Source organism: Aromatoleum toluclasticum ATCC 700605 (assembly GCF_000378245.1).
In the GTDB taxonomy this organism is placed as follows: Bacteria; Pseudomonadota; Gammaproteobacteria; order Burkholderiales; family Rhodocyclaceae; genus Aromatoleum; species Aromatoleum toluclasticum.
The window spans coordinates 374,636-395,086 of record NZ_KB899492.1 but is presented as its reverse complement, the minus strand read 5'-3'; the positions used below and the strand labels follow the sequence as shown (position 1 = coordinate 395,086).

The following is a 20,451-nucleotide window of genomic DNA, read 5'->3' as shown; positions in this document are numbered from 1 at the left end:
GGGCGTGGCACGGGCTTGGCATAATCGCGCTTTGTCCGCAGACGCGGCGGCCCCCTTCTTCCGGAAAACGCATGTCCTCCTCACGACCGGGCACGGCCTCGTCACCGCATCCATGTCCGCGCTGAGCTTGATCCAGGTGCTCGCGAGCGGCGTCGCGACCGGCTGCGTGTATGGGCTGGTCGCCCTGTCCTTCGTGCTGATCTACAAGGCGACCGGGGCGGTGAGCTTCATGCAGGGCGAGCTGCTGATGCTCGGGGCCTTCACGGTGCTGGCGCTGCACGAGGCGGCCGGCCTGCCGCTCGCCGCTGCGGTCGTGCTCGGCGTCGCCGCGATGGCGGCCTTCGGTGCGCTGCTCGAGCGCACGCTGCTGCGCCGTACGCTCGGTCCGGCGCATCTGACGGCCTTGCTGCTGACCTTCGGGCTGGGGATGGTGATGCGCGGCGCCGTCGGCGCGGTGCCGGCGGCCAGTCACGCGATGCACCGCCTGCCGCTGCCCTTTGCCGGCGACAGCGTGCAGTTGGGCGGTGCTGTGCTGGCGGCGGAGCACCTCGCGGTGATCGTGGCGACCGCGGCGCTCGCGGCCGTGCTGACGCTGTTCTTCCGCCGTACGCGCGCGGGGCTGGCCTTGCGCGCATGTTCGGAGAACGCGGAGGTGGCGGCGCTGATGGGTGTGTCGGTCCCGCGCATGCACACCCTGGCGTGGGCGCTCGGCGCCGGGCTCGCCGCGGTCGCGGGGGTGTTGCTGGCGCCGGTGACCTTCGTCCATCCGAACATGGGGCTGGTCGCGCTGAAGGCCTTTCCGGCCGCGGTGCTGGGCGGCATGACGAGCTTGCCGGGGGCGCTCGCAGGCGGGGTGTTTCTCGGCGTGGTCGAGGCGCTCGCGGGGCTGGCGTTGCCGGAAGGGGTGAAGGACGTCGTGCCCTACGTGCTGATGATGGCGGTGCTGCTGCTGTTTCCGGGCGGCTTCGCGGCGGGCCTGCGGGGGCGGCCGTGAGCGGGTCGGGCGGCATGCGCGGCAGCCGGCGAGCGGGCGTGCCCGCGGCGGCGGTCGCGATCACGGTCCTTGCCTGCCTGGCGGTATGGGCACTGGGCGCGGACTACGCGCTTGCGCAGGCTGCCTTCGTGACGACGTGGGCGATTGCCGGGCTGGGCGTGATCGTCGTGGTGGGCCAGTGCGGCCAGGTTTCGCTGGGCCAGGGTGCCCTGCTCGGACTGGGGGCCTACGCGCAGGCGCTGCTTGCCCTGCGCGGGGTGCCGGCGCCGTTGTCGCTGCCGGTGGCCGTCGCGCTGGGTGCGGCCGGAGGGTGGCTGGCGAGCCTGCCGGCGCGGCGGCTGGGCGGGCTGTATTTCGCGATGAGCACGCTGGCGTTCGCGCTGATCGTCGAGGAGGCGCTGGTGCGCTGGGAGTCCGTGACCCACGGAGCGGCGGGGTTCGCGGTGCCGCCGCTGGCACTGGGCGGATGGGTGGCCGACACGTCGCTCGCGCAGGCGCTGGTCGGCGGCGTCGCGCTGGCGCTGGCGTGGCTGGCCTGCCGGCGCTGGGTGGCGTCGCGGCTGGGGCGGGCGTGGCGGGCGGTGCGCGAGGACGAGGTCGCCGCTGCGGCCGCCGGCATCGACGTCGCGCGCGCAAAGACGCTCGCCTTCGTGCTGGGTGGCGGGCTCTCCGGGCTGGCCGGCGCGCTGTACGCGCACTGGATCGGCTTCGTGAGCCCCGAGCAGTTCGGGCTGATGTTGTCCTTCGAGCTGCTGATGCTGGCCTTCATCGGTGGCGCGCAGCACCTCGCCGGGGCGCTGTGGGGCGCGCTGGTGGTCGTTGCGCTGCCGCAGGGGGTGTCGCTCGCGGTCGAGCGTCTGCCGCCGGGGCTGGCGGGGGCCGCGGGCATCGAGACCGCGCTGTTCGGCGCCGTGCTGGTCATTATCGTGTTGCTGCGCCCCGGCGGCCTGGCCGGATCCCGCTGAGTAGCAGGGCGCTTCCCGCGCTGCGAGCGTGCTGCCGTTCACTGTGGAAGACGCGTCTCGGCGTTAGCATTTGCTTACAGTTCTGTCGATGCGGGAGGCCTCCAGGCATGACCGATGTATCGGATACGCGCCGTCCCGTGACCACAAACTCGGCGACGCGGTCGGCCTGCGGGCGGACTGCGGCGGGATCGAGGCTGCGATGACCAGCCTGTCGGCGCTCGTCCGCGGGCAGCGGCCGCTGCTGGTCGGGCTCGTCGTCTTCCTTGCCACGGCGCTCGTTTCGGGTGTGCTGATTTCGGATTTCGAGCGCCAGCGGATCGAGGTCCGGCGCGCGGAGGTGGCGGACGAGCTGTTCGACGAGGCGCAGGATCTGCGCAGCAACATTGAGCACGCGCTGGCGGTGACCTACGCGCTCGCGGCGCTCGTGCGCCAAGGGGACGGCAGCATCCAGAACTTCGAGGCGCTCGCCGAGCAGATGCTGCCGTTCTATCAGGGCGCCTCGGCGCTGTTGCTGGCGCCGGCGGGCGTGGTGCGGCAGATCGTGCCGCTGGCGGAGAACGCCGCCGCGATCGGGCACGACCTGCTGGCCGATCCGGCACGCAACCGCGAGGCCTTTCTTGCCCGCGACACCGGCAAGCTGACGCTGGCCGGCCCTTTCCCGCTGAAGCAGGGCGGCGTGGGTGCTGTGGGGCGCCTGCCGGTGTACCTGCCGGACGAATCCGGTCGACCGGCGTTCTGGGGCTTCGTCGCCGTCGTGATCCGCTTTCCCGATGTGCTGACGAGGGCCCTGCTGCCTTCGGCGGACAAGTACCGCTTCGATTTCGAGCTGTGGCGCACCCATCCGGACACCGGGGCCAGGCAGGTCATCGCTGCGTCCTCGGGCCGGCCGCTGGTCGAACCGGTCGAACACGTGATCGAGGTTCCCAACGGCGTGTGGACGCTGGGCGCGGCGCCGGTCGCGGGATGGAACGATGATTCCGGCCTGCCCTTCGAGTTCGCGGTGGCGGCCGTGCTGTGCTTCGCGCTGGGCTGGTTGGCGACGAGTCTGATGCAGCTGCGCGAGCACCGCAGCACCTTGCAGGGGCTCGTCGTCGAACGGACAGCGGAGGTGGCGGCGCGCGAGGCGCGGCTGACGGCGCTGATCGCGTCGCTGCCCGACAAGATGCTGGTGATTGACCAGGACAGGCGGGTCGTCGAGTGCCATGCGCCGGAACCGCGGCTGCTTGCCGCTCCGGCCGACGAGCTGGTCGGGCGCCCCTATGCGCAGACGGTGCCGCGTGATGTTGCGGCGAAGTTCGATGCCGCCATCGACGCAATCACCGCCGACGGGGTGCCGCGGCAGACGGAATACGCGCTCGAGCTGGCCGATGGCGTGCATCACTTCAGCGCCTCGATCAGCCGCCTGAGTGATGCCGCCGGCGGCCCCGTCGGCTACATCGCGCTGGCGCGCGACATCACCGAGCGGGTGCGCATGGAGCGCGCGCTGTCCGAGAGCGAGATGCGCTATCGGGCGCTGTTCGCCAACAGTCGCGTGGTGATGCTGGTGATCGACCCGGCCGACGGCAGCATCGTCGATGCGAACGACAGGGCGTGTGCCTATTACGGGTACGAGCATGCCGTGCTGACGCACATGAAGATCTGGGACATCAATGCGCTGTCGCGCGACAAGGTGATGCAGGAGATGGCCCGTGCGCGGGCGCGCGCGGCGGACTTCTTCGAGTTCCGTCACCGCCTCGCAAACGGCGAGGTGCGCGATGTCGAGGTGGCGAGCGGCCCGATCGAGCTCGGCGGGCGCAGCCTGTTGTATTCGATCGTGCAGGACGTCACGGAACGGCGTCGCTACGAGGAGCGCATGCGCGAGGCCCTGGTGGTGTACAACGCATCGAGCCAGGCGATCATGACGACCGATGCGCAGGGGGTGATCACCTCGGTGAATCCGGCCTTCTGCGCGATCACCGGCTATGCGGTCGACGAGGTCATCGGCCACCGTTCGTCGATGTTCAAGTCTGGGCGCCACGACCCGGCCTTCTTCGGCACGATGTGGCGCCGCCTCGCCGAAGCCGGCGCCTGGGAGGGCGAGATCTGGAACCGCCGCAAGAGCGGCGAGATCTATCCGCAGTGGCTCACGATCACCGCGGTGCGCAACGACGACGGCACGGTCGCCGAATACGTCTCGCTGTTCAGCGACATCACCGAGCGCAAGCAGCAGGAGGAGGCGATCTGGCGCCAAGCGAATTTCGATCCGCTCACGGGCCTGGCCAACCGCAGCCTGCTGCAGGACCGGCTGGAGCATGCGCTGGCGCAGGCGCGACGGCACGGCGGCAAGGTCGGCCTGATGTTCCTCGATCTCGACGGTTTCAAGTGGATCAACGATTCGCTCGGGCACGACGTCGGCGACGAGATGCTGGTGGAGGTCGCACGTCGCCTCAAGGCCAGCGTGCGCGGGCAGGACACGGTGGCGCGTCTGGGCGGGGACGAATTCACGGTGGTCGTGAACGACCTGCACGACCAGCGCAACATGGAGGACCTGCACGTGGTCGCCGAGAAGCTCGTCGCGGTGCTGCGCGAGCCTTTCCTGCTGGGCAATGCGCGCCACCACATTTCCGGCAGCATCGGCATCACGGTCTTTCCGGACGACGGCGAGGACGTGCAGACCTTGCTGCGCAACGCGGATATTGCGATGTACAAGGCCAAGCAGGCCGGCAAGAACCGCGCGCAGTTCTATGCGCACCACATGCAGGCCGACGCGCTGGCGCGCGTGCAGCTGGAGAACGACCTGCGCATCGCACTCGAGCAGCAGCAGTTCGTGCTGCACTACCAGCCCATCGTCGATACGGTGAGCGGGCGCATCGTCGGCGCCGAGGCGCTGATGCGCTGGCAGCATCCGCGGCGCGGCCTGGTGTCTCCGGGCGACTTCATCGAGGTGGCCGAAGACTGCGGCCTGATCGTGCCGATCGGCGAATGGGCGCTGCGCGAGGCGGTGCGCCAGTCGCGCGTGTGGCGCGAGGCCGGTTACCCGGCGCTGCGCATTGCGGTCAATGTCTCCGGCGTGCAATTCCGCGAGCCCGGCCTGCCGGAGCTCGTGGACTCGTTGCTGGCGGGCGCGGCGGACGGTCGCAAGTACCTGATGCTGGAGATCACCGAATCGGTGCTGATGGACAGCAGCGATGAGGCCGAGGCGCGCATGCGCGCGATCAACGGCCAGGGCATCGGCTATTCGCTCGACGACTTCGGCACCGGCTTCTCGTCGCTGTCCTACCTCAAGCGTTTCCCCGTGGACGTCGTGAAGATCGACCGCAGCTTCGTGCGCGACTGCCCCGACGACCGCAGTGACGCGAGCCTGGTCGAGGCGATCATCAACATGGCGCACAGCCTGGATCTCAGGGTCACGGCGGAAGGGGTCGAGTCGGAAGCGCAACGCGATTTCCTGCGTCGCCTGGGTTGCGATTTCCTGCAGGGCTACCTGATCGGCCGGCCCATGCCGGCGGCGGAGCTCGCCCTGCGCATGGCGGACGAGGGCGTGCTTCACGGATAATCGCCCCTTTTTGGGCGCCGCCGGGCGCGCCGGGAGGATCCATGAAGCTCATCCGCCGCATCCTTGCGCCCTTGGCCCTGGCCGTCGCGGGCGTTGCAGGCGCCCAGGTTCCGGGCGTCGGCGAGCGCGAGATCGTCGTCGGCAGCATCCAGGACCTGTCCGGGCCGATCGCGCTGCTCGGCGTGCCGGTGCGCGACGGCATGCAGATGCGCTTCGACGACGCCAACGCCGCCGGCGGCGTGCATGGCAGGAAGCTGCGCCTCGTCGTCGAGGACGCCGGCTACGACCCGAAGAAGGGCGTGCTCGCGGCGCGGAAGCTGATCCAGCGCGACAAGGTCTTCGCCTTCCTCGCCGACCTCGGCACCCCGGTCGTGATGGCGACCATGCCGCTGATCGTCGATGCCGGCCGGCCGCACCTCTTCCCCTTCTCGCCGCACGAATCGACCTACGCGCCGCGTCACCCGCTGAAGTTCCAGATGTTCGCGCCCTACCAGGACTACATGGACGCGGCGACGCGCCACATGGTGCAGACGCATGGCTACCGCAAGAGCTGCCTGCTGTACCAGGACGACGACTACGGCCTGGAGGTGATGAAGGGGGTCGAGGCGGGCCTGGCGAAGCTGAAGCAGCCGCTCGCCGAGAAGACCAGCTACAAGCGCGGTGCCACCGATTTCTCGAGCCAGATCGCACGCCTGCGCGGCGCGGGCTGCGACTTCGTCGTGCTCGCGACGGTCGTGCGCGAAACCGTCGCGGCCGTGGCCGAGGCGCGCCGCACCGGCTGGAACGTCGACATGCTGGTCACCGCGTCGGGCTATTCGGCGCAGACGCACGAGCTCGGCGGCAAGGCGGTCGAGGGCCTGTACGGCGTCACCGTGCTGCCGCATCCCTACGAGGCGGGCGCGAATGGCCAGCTCGCCGACTGGATCCGCCGCTACCGCGAGCGCTTCGGCGCCGCGCCCAATGTGTGGAGCGTGATGGGCTACGGCGTCGCTGACCTGTTCGTGAAGGCGGCGGAGAAGGCCGGGCGTGATCTCACCGTGGAACGCTTCACCGCCGCGCTGGAGTCGCTGCATACCCCGCGCGACTTCTTCGGCAGCCCGGAGTATCGTTTCAGTCGCGACGACCATCTCGGCAACCGTTACGGCCGTATCGCGCAGATCAAGGATGGCCGCTGGGTGATCCTGACCGACTATCTGAAGTGAGACCCCGCAGTGAGAACCCCTCCCCGATGAGCACCGCCGCTCCGCAGACCGTCGCCGTTGCGTTCACCGGCGCCTCGGGCATGCCCTACGGGATGCGCCTCGTCGAATGCCTGCTCGCGGCCGGCTGCACGGTGTGGCTGCTGTACTCGCAGGTCGCGCAGATCGTCGCGCGCCAGGAGATGAACCTCGAGCTGCCCTCGCGCCCGGCCGAGGTCGAGGCGCAGCTCTCGGCGCGTTTCAAGGCCGCGGCAGGGCAGCTGCGCGTGTTCGGGCGCGAGGAATGGTTCGCGCCGCTCGCGTCCGGCTCCAATCCTGCCGACGCGATGGTGGTGTGCCCGTGCACGATGGGCACGCTCGCCGCGATCGCCGCGGGGCTCAGCCAGAACCTCATCGAGCGCGCCGCCGACGTCGCGATCAAGGAAGGGCGCAAGCTCGTGCTGGTGCCGCGCGAGACGCCGTTCTCGGCGATCCATCTCGAGAACATGCTCAAGCTCGCGCGCCTGGGGGTCGTGATCCTGCCGCCCAGCCCCGGCTTCTACAACCACCCGCAGACCGTCGGCGAGATGGTCGATTTCGTCGTCGCGCGCGTGCTCGACCAGATCCGCGTGCCGCACCGCCTGATGCAGCGCTGGGGCGAGGTGGGTGAGGAGAGCGCCTGATGGATGACTCCGGGCGCTTGCCTCCGCTTTTGCCGCCGCTTTTGCCCCTCTTCCCGTTGCAGACGGTGCTCTTCCCCGGCGCGCTGCTGCCATTGCACGTGTTCGAGGCGCGCTACATGGACCTGGTGGCGCGCTGCCTGAAGGACGGTTCGGTGTTCGGCGTGAACCTGATCGCGGAAGGCCACGAGGTCGGGGCGCCGGCGCGGCCCTGCGAGGTCGGGGTGAGCGCGCGCATCGTCCGGTGCGACATCGCGAAGCCCGGCACGCTCGACATCGTCACCCGCGGCGAGCACCGCTACCGCGTCCTGCGCACCGAACTCGGCGCCAACGGCCTGCTGCTCGGCGAAGTCGACTGGCTCGCCGAGGCGCCGCGCCAGGCCATTCCCGACAACTGTCAGCCGCTCGTCGCGCTGCTCCGGGCGATCGTCGCAGACGCCGGCGACGCGCGCCTGCCCGCGCCGCATGCCTTCGACGACGCCGGCTGGGTCGGCCTGCGCTTCGCCGAAGTGCTGCCGATCCCCGCGCAGGCCAAGCAGGCGCTGCTCGAACTCGACGATCCCGCCGACCGCCTCGAGATCATCCGCCAGTTCCTCGACCAGCGCGGGCTGCTGGGAGAGCGCATGGCGAAGTCCGGCAAAGGTCGCTGAAGCCCAAGCCACCCTACGGACGCGCGGCTGCGAGCTCCGCAAGGATGCGGCGGACGGGGGTGGGGAGGCCGGCGTCGGCGAGGCTGTCGAGCGCGAGCCAGCGGTGGTCGGCATCCGCCGCCATGTGCCCGTGCCCGTCCGCTTCGACCAGCAGCGGCGTGATCTCCAGGCGGAAATGCGTGAAGGCGTGGTTCAGCGGCGGCAGCGGGCGCGTCGCCTGCGCCGCGAGGCCGTAGCGCGTCGCCACCCAGCGCGCGGCGTCCGCCTCGCCGTCCGGGATCTCCGGCAGCGCCAGCAGCCCGCCCCAGATCCCGCTCGGCGGCCGGCGTTCGAGCAGCACGCCGCCGTCGGCGACGATCACCGCGACGCGCACATGGCGCTGCGGTACGGCCTTTTTCGGGCGCGCCGCGGGCAGTTCGGCAACGCGGTCGTCGCGCAGCGCGACGCAGATCTGCGCCATCGGGCAGCGTCCGCAGGCGGGTTTGCCGCGCGTGCACAGCGTCGCCCCGAGGTCCATCTGCGCCTGGATGTAGGTGCCGATCCCGGTCGGCGGCAGCAGCTCCTCCGCGAGCGCCCACAGGCGCTGCTCGACCGCGCGCTCGCCGGGAAAGCCGGCGATGCCGAACACGCGACACAGCACGCGCTTGACGTTGCCGTCGAGGATCGCCGCGCGCTCGCCGAACGCGAAGGCCGCGATCGCCGCGGCAGTCGAGCGGCCTACGCCGGGCAGCTCGGCGATCGTAGCGGCGTGGCGCGGGAATTCGCCGCCGTGCCGCGTCATCACCGCCTGCGCGGCCCGGTGCAGGTTGCGTGCCCGCGCGTAGTAGCCGAGCCCGCTCCACAGTGCCAGCACGTCGTCGACCGGCGCCGCGGCGAGGCTCGCGAGGTCCGGGAAGCGCGCGAGGAAGCGCGCGTAGTACGGGATCACCGTGTCGACCTGGGTCTGCTGCAGCATGATCTCGGACAGCCAGATGCGGTACGGGTCGCGCGTGTTCTGCCACGGCAGGTCGTGCCGCCCGTGCCCGTGGTGCCACGCGATCAGCCGCGTCGCGAAGTCGCCGTCCGTGGTCGTTCGCCTCGTCGTTCCGCCCATTCCTTCCCCGGTCCTTTCCCTTGTCCGATTGCGTTCCCGTCCCCGCCGCGTTGCCCTGCGCGGTGCGCGCGGCGATAATCGCCGGTTCCATCCAATTTCGCGCCCGCCCCGAGAAGGGGCTGCGCCGAGCACAAGAACCGACCATGTCCCAGCCGCCCGTCACCCATCAGGATTTCACCCGTGCGTTCCGTGACGCCCTGGGCATGTTCGCGACAGGCATCGCCGTCGTCACGACCCGCGCGCCCAACGGCGAGGCCATCGGCCTGACGGTCAATTCCTTCAATTCCGTGTCGCTCGATCCGCCGCTCATCGTGTGGAGCCTGTCGCGCCACCTCGCGAGCCTGACGGTGTTCGAAGCCTGCGAATACTACGCGGTGAACGTGCTCGCGGAAGACCAGCAGAACCTGTCGCAGCTCTTCGCGATGCGCTCGGACGACAAGTTCGCCGGCCTCGACATCGACGACGGCCTGTACGGCGTGCCGTTGCTGAAGAACTGCTGCGCGCGCTTCGAGTGCCGCAACACCGTGCGCCACGACGGCGGCGACCACCTCGTCTTCATCTCCGAAGTCGTGCGCTTCGACCGCGAAGAGCGCGCCCCGCTCATCTACCATAGCGGTGCCTATCGCCGCCTCGCCGCGGGCTGACGTCCCCGCTCCGTCCGCACTCCTCGTCCGGGCGTGCGCCCGGGGGCGGCCGAACTATACCGTTCGATGAGCCGGCGCGCGGCATTGGCTGCCGCATCGCACCGGACTGCCTGCTGCTGACCGCGTCGCGCCCGCTCGCCCTCGTCGAGGTCGGGCAGGGCGGTGCCCGTCCCGACGGCGCGTGCCGCTGATCCCGCTTCTTCCTGAATCGTCGCTCAGCGAATCCCAAGAGCCTCTCAAGCGCCCAGCGCACAAGGCCGTCCGCGGCTAGAGTGTCCTTACGCGGTCCCGCTCCTGCCGGGGCGGGTCGCCCGACATCAGGAGGCGACACATGCACCACAGCGAACCAGCCCCGTCCCCGCTCGTGCTGCTGGAGACGATGATGCTGATCCGGGCCTACGAGGAAACCCTCATCGGCATCGCGGCCGGCGGCAACGCCCCCGGCACCTGCACCTCGGTCGGCCAGGAGGCCGCCGCCGTGGGCGTCGTGCACGCCCTCGCGGCGCGCGATCGCATCCTCACCAACCATCGCAGCGCCGGCCACCTGCTCGCGCGCGGCGCCGAGCCCGGGCGCATGATCGCCGAGGTGCTCGGCAAGCGCACCGGCTACTGCAAGGGCAAGAGCGGCTCGCTGCACATCTCCGCGGCCGAGCTGGGTGTCGTGCTCACCTCGACCATCGTCGGCGGCGAACTCTCGCTCGCACCGGGCGTCGCGCTCGCACGCACGATGACACCCCGCGACGACGGCATCGTCGCGACCTTCTTCGGCGACGGTGCGGCCTGCGAAGGCGTGTTCCACGAATCGCTCAACCTTGCCGTGGTGTGGAAGCTGCCCATCCTCTACGTGTGCGAGAACAACGAATGGCAGGCCTTCGTGCATCGGCGCGAGACCATGCCGATGGCGCAGGTGCGCGACTGGGCCGCCGCGCACGGGCTCGTCGCCGAGAGCGTCGACGGCAACGACGCCGAGGCCGTGCATGCCGCGGCCGCGCGCCTCGTCACCCGCATCCGCGCGACCGGCGAGCCCGCCTTCCTCGAGACGCTGACCTACCGCACGCGCGGCCACTTCGAGCCGGACGACCAGTCCTACGTCGACCCCGCCGAGCTCGCCGCGTGGCGGGCGCGCGACCCGATCGAGCTGCTCGCCAACCGCCTGCGCGCCGCCGGCCGCCTCGACGACGTGCACCTCGCGCAGATCCGCGCGCACGTGCGCTCCGTCATCGACGAGGCCGTCGCCTTTGCGAACGCCTCGCCCTACCCGGAACCCGCCGAACTCTTCACCGACGTTTACGCGTAAGGAATCCGCCATGTCCCGGATCACCGTCAATGAAGCGATCGCCCAGGCCATCGCCGAGGAAATGCGCCGCGATTCGTCCGTACTGATGTTCGGCGAAGGCGTCGCCACCAAGCGCGGCGAACTCGTCGCCGAGTTCGGCGCCGCGCGCGTGCGCAACACCCCGCTCGCCGAAGGCATCATCGCCGGCACGGCGGCCGGTGCTGCCGCGAGCGGCCTGCGCCCCATCGTCGACCTGCTGTTCGCGCCCTTCCTGTGCTACGCGATGGACGAGATCGTCAACAGCGCCGGCAAGCTGCGCTACCTGTCAGGCGGCCAGTTCAGGTTCCCGCTGGTCGTGCTGGTGCAGAGCGGCGCCGGCTGGGCGGTCGGCGCGCAGCACAACCACAATCTTGAAGCTTGGTTCGTGCACAGCCCCGGCCTCAAGGTCGTGATGCCGTCCTCGGCGGCCGACTTCAAGGGCCTCCTCAAGGCCGCGATCCGCGACGACAACCCGGTGCTGTTCTTCATGGACCTCGCGCTCGGCTACCAGAGCGGCGAGGTGCCCGCAAGCGAGCACCTCGTGCCCCTCGGCTGCGCCGCGACGCTGCGCGAAGGCAGCGACGTCACGCTCGTGAGCTACGCGAAGACCGTGCAGCACTGCGTCGCGGCGGCCGACACACTGGCGGAGCAGGGCATCTCCGCCGAGATCATCGACCTGCGTTCGCTCAAACCCCTCGACGAGGCTGCGATCCTCGCCTCGGTGCGCAAGACCGGCCGCATCGTCGTCGTGCACGAGGCGAGCCGCCTGTGCGGCGTCGGCGCCGAAGTCGCCGCCTTCGTCGCCGAGCACGCCTTCGAGGCACTGAGGGGGCCGGTGCGTCGCCTCACCGGCCCGGACACGCCCGCACCGTCGTCGTGGCCGCTCGAACAGGCCTTCGTGCCGCAGGCCGACGCGATCGTCGCCGCGGCGCGTGACCTCGTCGGCACGCGCGAACATGCCTGAGGCGGCCGTGCGCGCCAGCGGGTTGCCACGGCGTACGTCGTGTTCTTCCCGCAGCCGCCGCAGGCAGCGGTGCGCGGTGTGAGCTATTCCTTTCGATGTATCAATGGTCCATGATGGGCTGTGGTCGGCTGCAATGCCGGCCGCACGACATCCTCCATTCGAGAAAGGATAGAAGAACATGAAATTTCGCTCCCTCGTCCCGACACTGTCAGCAACTCTTCTCATCGCCGCCTGCAGCAATCTCGGCCTCGGTGGGCCGATCACAGCGGAAGCGCCCCTTGCCCCGACCAAGGGCAACACGGCGTCCGGAACCGTCAAATTCACCGAAGTCGGTGGCGGCGTGGTCATCGACGCACAGGTGACGGGCCTCGCGCCCGGCAAGCACGGCTTCCACATCCACGAGAAGGGCGACTGTTCCGCACCCGACGGCACCAGCGCCGGCGGCCATTTCAACCCGACAGGCAAGCAGCACGGCGATCCGGCGAAAGCCGACCACCACCTCGGCGACATGCCGATGCTGGTCGCCGACGCGAACGGCAACGCGAAGCTCGGCACGGTCCTGGAAGGCCTGACGATCAGCGGCAAGGGAAATGGAAACATCGTCGGTCGCGGCCTCATCGTGCACGCCGCCCCCGACGATTTCGCGACCCAGCCGACCGGCAATTCCGGCGCGCGTGTCGCGTGTGGCGTCATCGCCACGAAGTGACGGCAAGTCGCCGCGTACCGGGCAGTCGGGCCGGGGCGCGGCGGCGCCGGGCTTGTCTCGCATCTGTTACAAATTAGCATGTTCTTACACTACGGCTGACACCCTGCGGAGGTAGTGAGCGTTATACGCACAGGGCCGGATTTTCCGCCGCCTCACGATCAACCGATCGTCATTCGAGGAGTATCAGACATGCTCAAGAAGATCATTTCCGTCATCATTGCCACCGGTTTTGCGGCTACTACCTTCGCCCAGTCGGGTCCGGCTGCCACCCCGGCAACCCCGGCCGTGAAGGCCGCTCCGGCCATGCCTGCCACGCCGGCCATTCCCTCCGTCGGGGGCGAGAAGGCCATGCCCGCCGTTCCCGCGACGCCAGCCACTCCCGCCGTGAAGGCCACGCCCGCGGAGCCGGCGAAGGCCGACACGATGAAGGCAACGGACAGCGCCAAGGCGACTGCCAAGCACACGAAGATGAAAGTGAAGGCCACCGCGAAGCATGACGCGGCGATGGACATGAAGGGCGGTGCGGCTGCGCCGGCGACGAAGTAAGCCGGCCCGGCCCGAATCGGACTTCCGCAGGCTCGCGGCCGGACTTCCGGAATTTCCTCGGACGTCACGCCCGCGAGGATGGATTCGCGCCTGCACAGAAATGAAAATGGCCCGACATCAGCCGGGCCATTTTGCGAATCCTGGAGCGGGCGATGGGAACCACATCACGTTCCCGACTCGTTGATTGATAACGATTTTTCTACACTCGGCGAACCGAGATGGACGCAAGTTTGGACGCAACTCCACTGGTTGGTCAACACAACCGGGGCTGGATGATCCAACGCGGGCCAAGCAGAGCCATCCAGAGCAGGTGCGATGGGGTTTGGATTCGAGTGTAGCCAGCTGTCCCCCTTGGGGCGAACAGTCGCGCCGGGTAGATCAGGCATCGGCTTCCGTATCGTCCGGTGCAGCCTCGTCCCTCACCCTTCGCATGAACCGCTTCACCGCCCCCGACGGTTCGCCTTGTCGACGCAGCAGGTAGGTGGATAGCGTGGGCGGCACGCCGGCCAGCGGACGGATCGCGATGTCGGGGCGCTGCAGGGTCTGCACCTGTGAGGCGATCGCGAAGCCGATGCCGTAGCCGGCCCCCACCAAGGTCAGCATCACGCCCAGGCTCGTTACGTGGTCGACCACCTTGGGGGAGACGGCTGCCCCTTCCAGCACCGCCTGGATCTGGTGGTGGCAGCCGGAGTCCGCCTCCGGGTGGCACAGCACCACCGGGAACTTCAGCGCATCGTCCAGCTTGACGTGGCCGTGGGCCAGCAGCGGGTGGCGCGCCGGCACGATCACCGACAGCGGATCGGTCCAGACCGCCTCGGCGATGAGGCCGTCGTTGACCGCGTCCGAGAGCGCAAAGCCGATGTCGAGCAGATCGTTGTGCAGGCCCTTGAGTTGCTGCGAGAACGGCAGCTCGAAGACGCGGATTTCCAGTTCAGGTTCGTCCTCCCGGCTACGCGCCAGCAGCGTGGCGATGTAAGGCTGCGCCAGGCTGTCGCAGATGGCGATGCGCAGCGTCCCTTGGTAGCCCTGTGCTGCCGCCTTGGTGGCCTTGATCGCCTGCTCCACCGTGGCCAGCACGCGCCGGCATTCGACAAGCAGTACCTGACCGGCCCAGGTCAGCTTCGTCTGTCGGGAACTCCGGTCGAACAACTGCACGTCCAGCAATCGTTCGAGATCACGCATGGCACGTGACACCGGGGATTGCTCGATGCCCAATCTCCCGGCCGCCCTCGACAAGTGCAGTTCCTCCGCCACCGCGAGGAAGTAGCGCAGCAATCTGAGTTCCATGGTGACCTCCTGTTTGCGTTCTTCTGGTTTGGCCGGTCGGACCCCCTGGCTTTAATCCGCATGCTCGCGGCGCCTCCTTCGATCACGCACGCGTGGGCCTCAAGCGGCTCCGCAGCGGTTCGACCGTCGCCGCTGCGCTCCCCAGGCGACGGCGTATCCACCCCTGCAACCAGTCATGGTGGTCGCAGTAGAGGATCTCCACCGACGGATCCGCACGATGACGTGCCCGCACAGCCGTAAAGGCCAAGAAATGGCCACATCGTAAATGAGAATTACTCTTAATTGTTCTTGAGCATGCACTATCACGCAACGTCTATGGATTGAAGCGGACTTTCCTGGACAGTGGCGGCCTTCGAGGCAGCGCACCCCGGACAGGGCGCTGCGTCATCAGAGTGGGCATGAGACGAACGGTTCCACGGCTATGCACTTGTGCTGGGCCTTGGGGTCATAAGCCGTAGCTCGCTCTATCGAAAGGAAAAGGCATGAACCTGCGTCATATCCGGGCTTTCATCGCGGTGGCCGAGGAATTGCACTTCGGCCGGGCAGCGAAGCGCCTGCACATCGAGCAGTCGCCGCTGTCGCGTACCATCCGCCAGCTGGAGTCGGACCTGGGCGTGACGCTGCTGAAGCGTACGCCGCGCGGTGCCTGCCTGACCTCGGCCGGGCGGATCTTCCTGGAGGATGCCCATCGCATCGCGCTCGCGTTCGAGCAGGCGCAAGCCAGGGCACGTGCCGCGGCGGCGGGGTATCACGGCACTCTGCGCATTGCGCTGTCGGATGGCATCGGGCCTGCGCGCCTGTCGGCGCTGCTCGCCCTGTGCCGCGAGGAAGCGCCGAATGTGAGCGTCCGCCTGTTCGAGATGCCGCTGGGCCAACTGCTGAGCGGCCTGAGCATGGACCTGTTCGATGCGGGGCTGGCGCTGACCGACGAGGTGAGCGAAGAGATCGTTGCCACGCCGGTGTGGCAAGACCCCTTGGTGGTGGCCGTGCCGGCGCGGCATCCGCTGTTGGCCTTCAAGGAGGTGCCGCTGGAGGAAGTGGTCAGCTACCCGTTGGTGCTGTGCCATCCGGAGGTCTGCGAGGGCAGCAGCCGGCGGTGCGAGCGCCTGCTGCGCTCTGTTGCTGCCCAGCCGACGGTGGCGGAGTACGTCACCACCCATGACCTGATGCTGGCCCTGGTGGCCGCGGGCTACGGGGTGGGTTTTTCGAGCACGGCACACTTGGCGAGTTGCCGGCAACCGCAGGTGGTGGTCCGCCCGCTGGCCGACCAGAGCGCTTCGCTGACCACTTACCTGCTGCGGCCCGCGGGGGAACCCACCGGACCGTTGATGCAATTCATCGAGCGTGCCGAGCGCGTCGGGCGTTTGCAGGCGAATCGCCATCCGTCGGTTTGATGACCGCCCATCGGCCTGGTCGATTCCTTTTCGGTCTCGCGATGGACCGGAATTGCATCGCGGTCGCGTTGGCGAGGACCATTTGCCGCCGCGTAATCATACGCCGCAATTGGCACAGCCAAGCCATGGCATGCGGTATTGGCGGACGAGGTCAGTGGTGTGATGCAGAACGCATGAGCACTGGCTGGATGCAAAGCGGCTCACCCGGGTGACGCATTGGATCTTTACCCAATCTGAATCGATGCCAAAACTGTGCCGTGGTTTTCGGGAAAAGCGCGGCATCCCTGTCTTATGCGGTCGGGTGCGCGGCCATCGAAACGTTGCGCCGGTACAAGGTTTTGCGCGCGCATTATGGTGGATGTGTATCGGGCATCGCAAGTTGCAATCGGCCATCACTCCCCGCGGCATCGGCGGCTTCGCCGATGCGGGGCCGGCCCCCGCGATGCCATCCGGCGTCGCGCTTCATCCGGATTCTCTGGGCACTCGCGGCCACTGTGCGGGCGGCGTTTCGCCGGGTTCGATCGGACGATGGAAAGGGCGCGATATGCCGAAATTGAGCTGCTTTGCCTTTGGCGCAAAAACGTACTACCGACCGATCGAGGCCGCGATCCGCTGGTGCGGCCTGATCCGTTTCGAGCAGCGTATTCAGCAAACGCTGGGGCAGCGCCCCGTGCCCGAACTGCAGGACTTTCCCCGCTGGCCGCTGCTGCGCCTGTACGCCGAACGCATCTTCGACGCGCTGATGCATGGGGAGCTTCCCTATGGCACGGCGGGCATCGTGCTCACGACGCAGCGCCCATCGCTCGACGACCCGGAATTGACCGTACGGCACGTCGACCTGAAGGCGTGGGTGGCCCGCTACTACCCTGGCGAAAAGCCAGCCTTTCTCTTCGACGACATCGAACGCGCCCTGCATCCGGCCGTCGACCTCAAGACGCTCAGCGTACTGCTGGTCGAACGGGAAGCCGCCAAGGTGCAGTTCGCCGAGCTGGCCCAGATGCACGACACGCTACGCGCGGAACACGATGTCTTGGTGAAGGACCATGCGAAGCGGGTGGCCGAGGGCAATCAGGCGCGCGAGCCCGGCCTGCGCAGCGAATCGACCTACCTGAATATCATCGGTGGGTTGCTCTCGCTGCTGCTGGGCAAGTCGCCGTCGGGCACGGCGTACTCGTCGTTCCGTAACATGGATGCCGTGGTGAGCGCACTGCTGGCCCATCACGAAGGGCGACCCGGCCTCAGCGAACGGACACTGTGGGCCAAGCTGGCCCAGGCGCGGCGCCACCTGGAGACATCGCGCTGACCGCATCGCCGCGCACTGCATTTGCAGTGGCGCGATCTGCCATTGCAGTGCTTTCAGCAGCGGCGATGGATTGAATGCGAGGCTCTTTCCGAACAACGCCAACAAGCGTCAAGGAGTGCCTCTCATGTCTTTGCAGACCACCATGCTGGCGGCACCGGCCGAGCATCGCATCCTGCGCCGCGCGGAAGTCGAGGCCAAGACCGGCTTCAAGCGCGCGCACATCTACAGCCTGATGAAGGAAGGCAAGTTCCCCAAGGCCATGCGCCTGGGCGTGCGCGCCGTGGGTTGGGACTCGGTGGAGGTCGAACAGTGGATCGCCGAACGCCTCAAAGAGCGCGCCTGACGCTTCTTCCAGGTTCATGCCATTCGACGAGGAGAAGCCCATGCAGGTGGTGTCCATCATTTCGACCAAGGGCGGCGTGGGAAAGACCACGACGGCGGCCAACCTGGGCGGCTTCGTGGCCGATGCGGGGCTGCGTGTGCTGCTGCTGGACCTGGACGTGCAGCCCACGCTGTCGAGCTACTTCACGCTGGCCGCGCGGGCGCCGGCCGGCATCTACGAGATGCTGGCGTTCAACGAGCGCCGCATCGAGCAACTGGTGTCGCGCACCGCGATCGCTGGGTTGGACCTGGTGCTGTCGAACGACGACCGCGGAGAACTGAACACACTGCTGCTGCACGCGCTGGACGGGCGCCTGCGACTGCGTCACCTGCTGCCGGCCCTGGTGCCGTTCTATGACTTGGTACTGATCGACACGCAGGGCGCGCGCAGCGTGCTGCTGGAAATGGCGGTGCTTGCCTCGGGTATCGCGCTGTCGCCGGTGACGCCGGAGATCCTGGCGGCACGAGAACTGCGGCGCGGCACTCTGCAGGTGTTCGAGGACATCGGGCCGTACCGCCACCTGGGCATCGACCCTCCGCCGCTGCATCTGCTCATCAATCGGGTGCATCCGGTGTCGTCGAATGCGCGCCTGATCCAGCAGACGCTGCGGCAGATGTTTCAGGGGCAGACCGGTGTGCGGGTGCTGGCGACGGACGTGCCGGCCATCGAGGCCTATCCACGTGCCGCGACGCGAGGATTGCCGGTGCATCGGGTGGAATACCGGCAGCCGGTGGGCCGCAATGCGCCCGCGGCGCTGGAGACGATGCGGGCGCTGGCTGGCGGGCTGTTTCCGCAGTGGCGGGAGCTGTTCGCGCAGGTGACCGGCCGCCCCGACGCGCGAGGCATGGTGGGGAGCGATGGCCATGGCAAACGCGCATGACCTGGCGCGCGGCCACAAGCGGCTGCGCGCGCTGATCGACTTTGCGCTGGGTGAAGGCTGGCGTGTGGTGCGCACCCCTGGCGGTCATCTGAAATTCACCAAGCCGGGTTGCGCGTCGATCTACACCAGTTCGACGGCAAGCGACCACCGCGCCGGCCTCAACGCCCGCGCGCAGCTTCGCCGCGCCGACCGGCAGGCCCAGGCCACCCTCAGCGGGATACCGCCGCAGGAGAACCGCCGTGGCTGAACTGACACCCCAGGACATGGCCGCCAAGCTGATGGCGTCCGGCTTCGAGCGCAGCGGCCCCACGGCTGCCACCCTCAGCGACCCCATCGCGGACACGCCGACGGTGGTGACGCTGGATCAGTTGCGCCCCTACGACCACGACCCGCGCGTGACGCGCAACCCGTCCTACGAGGAGATCAAGGCCTCGATCCGCGAGCGCGGGCTGGATGCGCCACCGGCGATCACGCGCCGGCCGGGCGAAGCCCACTACATCATCCGCAACGGCGGCAACACGCGTCTGGCGATCTTGCGCGAGCTGTGGAGCGAGACCAAGGAGGAACGCTTCTTCCGCATCGTGTGCCTGTTCCGTCCCTGGCCGCAGCGTGGTGAGATCGTGGCGCTGACCGGCCACCTGGCCGAGAACGAACTGCGCGGCGGGCTGACTTTCATCGAGCGGGCCTTGGGCATCGAGAAGGCTCGCGATCTCTACGAGCAGGAAAGCGGCGGACAGGCGCTGTCGCAGTCCGAGCTGGCACGACGCCTGACGGCCGATGGCTACCCGGTGCAGCAGTCCCACATCAGCCGTATGCAGGATGCGGTGCGCTACCTGCTGCCGGCGATTCCGACAGTGCTGTACGGCGGGCTGGGCCGGCATCAGGTGGAACGGCTCGCGGTGCTGCGCAAGGCGTGCGAGCGCACCTGGGAACGGAGAGCGCTGGGCCGTCACCTCGCCGTGGACTTCGCCACGCTGTTTCAGGATGTACTGTCGCAGTTCGACACGCAGCCGGATGACTTCTCGTTCCAGCGAGTGCAGGACGAACTGGTGGGCCAGATGGTTGAATTCCTGAAAGCGGACTATGACACGCTGAGCCTGGAGATCGACGACAGCGAAAGCCGGCAGCGGGCGTTGACCCGCGAGCCGGCGCCGGCGAGCCCGGCGGCACCCATCGTGCCTGCGACGCCGAGGCCTGCATCGTCACCTCCGGCGGCAACACCTGCACAGCAGGCTGGCGCACCAGCTGGACCCGTTGCCGAGCTTCCCCCGACGCAGACTGCTACGGCGCTCGCGCTTGGCAATGAGCAAGGTGAGGGAGAAGGCGTCGCACCAGTACCGGCCGACCGCGATGTGGAGCGCCTGCAGGGACACATCGTGTCTCCGGCGCTGACCACTGAACGCCTGCAATCCATTCAGCGCCTGGTGGCGGATCAGATGGGCGACAAGCTGCCCGACTTCCAGACCGATGCTTTGCGCGCGATTCCCGTGCAGGTCGGCGGGCTCTACCCGATTTCAGATGTCTGGTACATCGAGCCCGGACTGGACGGGCCGGACCGGCTCCGGGTGCATATCGCACAGTTCGCTCACGAGATCGCCGAGGAGGCGGCGGTCGCCGAGCACATCGAGCCCAGTGAGAGCGGCATCGGCTTTATCTGTGCGGCTACTGCCGTTTGCCAGACAAAGGACTTTCCGGCCTTCGCGCGTGCCGTGCTGACGCTGCTGCATGCGCTGAGCGCGGCGCGGGTACCTGCGCCGGGGCTGGATCGTGAGCGACTGGCCAACGACCTGGCGCCGCTGCTGCGCGGCGGCGGAACGTCCATGCGCCTGAGCGACGCCGGCCTGGTGAAGCTGTTCCGGCTGCTGCGCCTGGCGCGTCGCCTGCTGGACCTGGAGACCGGTGTGGCATCCGTCGCCCCGGGCCGCGAATCCTGAG

At 68.6% G+C, this 20,451-nt stretch carries 19 protein-coding genes; 17 read left to right on the top strand and 2 right to left on the bottom strand.

Going from position 1 to position 20,451, the window contains the following annotated elements; all coding sequences use genetic code 11:
• Positions 1–112 precede the first annotated feature (112 nt).
• The 6 genes from F464_RS0104900 (at position 113) to F464_RS0104875 (ending at position 8,002) form a co-directional block, all read left to right on the top strand.
• A complete protein-coding gene (locus F464_RS0104900) occupies positions 113–994 on the top strand; it encodes a branched-chain amino acid ABC transporter permease (protein WP_026295755.1) in 882 nt (293 codons plus the stop codon).
• A 14-nt stretch (positions 995–1,008) separates the two neighbouring features.
• The gene (locus F464_RS0104895; protein WP_051092248.1) at positions 1,009–1,959 is read left to right on the top strand and encodes a branched-chain amino acid ABC transporter permease; all 951 of its coding nucleotides are present in this window, start codon (positions 1,009–1,011) and stop codon (positions 1,957–1,959) included.
• 199 nt (positions 1,960–2,158) lie between these two features.
• A complete protein-coding gene (locus F464_RS29820) occupies positions 2,159–5,494 on the top strand; it encodes a bifunctional diguanylate cyclase/phosphodiesterase (protein WP_018988667.1) in 3,336 nt (1,111 codons plus the stop codon).
• Between the two features lie 41 nt (positions 5,495–5,535).
• Positions 5,536–6,696: an ABC transporter substrate-binding protein gene (locus tag F464_RS0104885; RefSeq protein ID WP_018988666.1), complete on the top strand. Its 1,161-nt coding sequence runs from the start codon at positions 5,536–5,538 to the stop codon at positions 6,694–6,696.
• A gap of 26 nt (positions 6,697–6,722) precedes the next feature.
• A complete protein-coding gene (locus tag F464_RS0104880; protein WP_018988665.1) occupies positions 6,723–7,355 on the top strand; it encodes a flavin prenyltransferase UbiX in 633 nt (210 codons plus the stop codon).
• Positions 7,355–8,002: an LON peptidase substrate-binding domain-containing protein gene (locus F464_RS0104875; RefSeq protein WP_018988664.1), complete on the top strand. Its 648-nt coding sequence runs from the start codon at positions 7,355–7,357 to the stop codon at positions 8,000–8,002. The genes F464_RS0104880 and F464_RS0104875 overlap by 1 nt, the downstream gene beginning before the upstream one ends.
• A 13-nt stretch (positions 8,003–8,015) precedes the next feature.
• Here the strand turns inward: F464_RS0104875 and mutY are convergent, their stop codons facing one another.
• Positions 8,016–9,095, bottom strand: coding sequence for an A/G-specific adenine glycosylase (mutY, locus tag F464_RS0104870; RefSeq protein WP_018988663.1), 1,080 nt, complete (start codon positions 9,093–9,095; stop codon positions 8,016–8,018).
• 143 nt (positions 9,096–9,238) lie between these two features.
• Between mutY and F464_RS0104865 the strand changes: the two genes are divergently transcribed.
• The 5 genes from F464_RS0104865 (at position 9,239) to F464_RS27880 (ending at position 13,270) form a co-directional block, all read left to right on the top strand.
• The gene (locus F464_RS0104865; RefSeq protein WP_018988662.1) at positions 9,239–9,739 is read left to right on the top strand and encodes a flavin reductase family protein; all 501 of its coding nucleotides are present in this window, start codon (positions 9,239–9,241) and stop codon (positions 9,737–9,739) included.
• Between the two features lie 331 nt (positions 9,740–10,070).
• On the top strand, positions 10,071–11,036 hold the full coding sequence (locus tag F464_RS0104860) for a thiamine pyrophosphate-dependent dehydrogenase E1 component subunit alpha (protein WP_018988661.1): 966 nt from the start codon (positions 10,071–10,073) through the stop codon (positions 11,034–11,036).
• 10 nt (positions 11,037–11,046) lie between these two features.
• Positions 11,047–12,018: an alpha-ketoacid dehydrogenase subunit beta gene (locus tag F464_RS0104855; protein WP_018988660.1), complete on the top strand. Its 972-nt coding sequence runs from the start codon at positions 11,047–11,049 to the stop codon at positions 12,016–12,018.
• A 178-nt stretch (positions 12,019–12,196) separates the two neighbouring features.
• Positions 12,197–12,724 carry a superoxide dismutase family protein gene (locus F464_RS0104850; RefSeq protein WP_018988659.1) on the top strand — a complete coding sequence of 176 codons (528 nt, stop codon included), beginning with the start codon at positions 12,197–12,199 and terminating at the stop codon, positions 12,722–12,724.
• A gap of 189 nt (positions 12,725–12,913) precedes the next feature.
• Positions 12,914–13,270: a hypothetical protein gene (locus F464_RS27880; RefSeq protein WP_018988658.1), complete on the top strand. Its 357-nt coding sequence runs from the start codon at positions 12,914–12,916 to the stop codon at positions 13,268–13,270.
• 378 nt (positions 13,271–13,648) lie between these two features.
• Here F464_RS27880 and F464_RS0104840 read toward each other — a convergent pair whose 3' ends face one another.
• Entirely contained in the window at positions 13,649–14,557 is a 909-nt protein-coding gene (locus F464_RS0104840) for a LysR family transcriptional regulator (RefSeq protein WP_018988657.1), read from the bottom strand.
• Positions 14,558–15,039: 482 nt separating this feature from the next.
• Between F464_RS0104840 and F464_RS0104835 the strand changes: the two genes are divergently transcribed.
• From F464_RS0104835 to F464_RS0104810, 6 genes are all read left to right on the top strand, one after another.
• Positions 15,040–15,951: a LysR family transcriptional regulator gene (locus tag F464_RS0104835; protein ID WP_018988656.1), complete on the top strand. Its 912-nt coding sequence runs from the start codon at positions 15,040–15,042 to the stop codon at positions 15,949–15,951.
• 208 nt (positions 15,952–16,159) lie between these two features.
• On the top strand, positions 16,160–17,254 hold the full coding sequence (locus F464_RS0104830; RefSeq protein WP_232428837.1) for an ATP-binding protein: 1,095 nt from the start codon (positions 16,160–16,162) through the stop codon (positions 17,252–17,254).
• A 124-nt stretch (positions 17,255–17,378) separates the two neighbouring features.
• Complete coding sequence (locus F464_RS0104825; RefSeq protein WP_018988654.1) at positions 17,379–17,597, top strand: AlpA family transcriptional regulator; 219 nt, start codon at positions 17,379–17,381, stop codon at positions 17,595–17,597.
• A 40-nt stretch (positions 17,598–17,637) separates the two neighbouring features.
• A complete protein-coding gene (locus tag F464_RS0104820) occupies positions 17,638–18,516 on the top strand; it encodes a ParA family protein (RefSeq protein ID WP_018988653.1) in 879 nt (292 codons plus the stop codon).
• Complete coding sequence (locus F464_RS0104815; protein ID WP_018988652.1) at positions 18,500–18,763, top strand: hypothetical protein; 264 nt, start codon at positions 18,500–18,502, stop codon at positions 18,761–18,763. Before F464_RS0104820 ends, F464_RS0104815 begins: the two co-directional genes overlap by 17 nt.
• Complete coding sequence (locus F464_RS0104810) at positions 18,756–20,450, top strand: ParB family protein (protein ID WP_026295752.1); 1,695 nt, start codon at positions 18,756–18,758, stop codon at positions 20,448–20,450. The genes F464_RS0104815 and F464_RS0104810 overlap by 8 nt, the downstream gene beginning before the upstream one ends.
• Position 20,451 lies beyond the last annotated feature (1 nt).

Coding starts and splice junctions, on each gene's coding strand:
- F464_RS29820 (WP_018988667.1), top strand. CDS start 2,159: ATGACCAGCCTGTCGGCGCTCGTCCGCGGGCAGCGGCCGCTGCTGGTC.
- F464_RS0104885 (WP_018988666.1), top strand. CDS start 5,536: ATGAAGCTCATCCGCCGCATCCTTGCGCCCTTGGCCCTGGCCGTCGCG.
- F464_RS0104880 (WP_018988665.1), top strand. CDS start 6,723: ATGAGCACCGCCGCTCCGCAGACCGTCGCCGTTGCGTTCACCGGCGCC.
- F464_RS0104815 (WP_018988652.1), top strand. CDS start 18,500: ATGGCAAACGCGCATGACCTGGCGCGCGGCCACAAGCGGCTGCGCGCG.
- F464_RS0104855 (WP_018988660.1), top strand. CDS start 11,047: ATGTCCCGGATCACCGTCAATGAAGCGATCGCCCAGGCCATCGCCGAG.
- F464_RS0104820 (WP_018988653.1), top strand. CDS start 17,638: ATGCAGGTGGTGTCCATCATTTCGACCAAGGGCGGCGTGGGAAAGACC.
- F464_RS0104900 (WP_026295755.1), top strand. CDS start 113: ATGTCCGCGCTGAGCTTGATCCAGGTGCTCGCGAGCGGCGTCGCGACC.
- F464_RS0104835 (WP_018988656.1), top strand. CDS start 15,040: ATGAACCTGCGTCATATCCGGGCTTTCATCGCGGTGGCCGAGGAATTG.
- F464_RS0104875 (WP_018988664.1), top strand. CDS start 7,355: ATGGATGACTCCGGGCGCTTGCCTCCGCTTTTGCCGCCGCTTTTGCCC.
- F464_RS0104895 (WP_051092248.1), top strand. CDS start 1,009: ATGCGCGGCAGCCGGCGAGCGGGCGTGCCCGCGGCGGCGGTCGCGATC.
- F464_RS0104840 (WP_018988657.1), bottom strand. CDS start 14,557: ATGGAACTCAGATTGCTGCGCTACTTCCTCGCGGTGGCGGAGGAACTG.
- F464_RS0104850 (WP_018988659.1), top strand. CDS start 12,197: ATGAAATTTCGCTCCCTCGTCCCGACACTGTCAGCAACTCTTCTCATC.
- F464_RS27880 (WP_018988658.1), top strand. CDS start 12,914: ATGCTCAAGAAGATCATTTCCGTCATCATTGCCACCGGTTTTGCGGCT.
- F464_RS0104860 (WP_018988661.1), top strand. CDS start 10,071: ATGCACCACAGCGAACCAGCCCCGTCCCCGCTCGTGCTGCTGGAGACG.
- mutY (WP_018988663.1), bottom strand. CDS start 9,095: ATGGGCGGAACGACGAGGCGAACGACCACGGACGGCGACTTCGCGACG.
- F464_RS0104865 (WP_018988662.1), top strand. CDS start 9,239: ATGTCCCAGCCGCCCGTCACCCATCAGGATTTCACCCGTGCGTTCCGT.
- F464_RS0104825 (WP_018988654.1), top strand. CDS start 17,379: ATGTCTTTGCAGACCACCATGCTGGCGGCACCGGCCGAGCATCGCATC.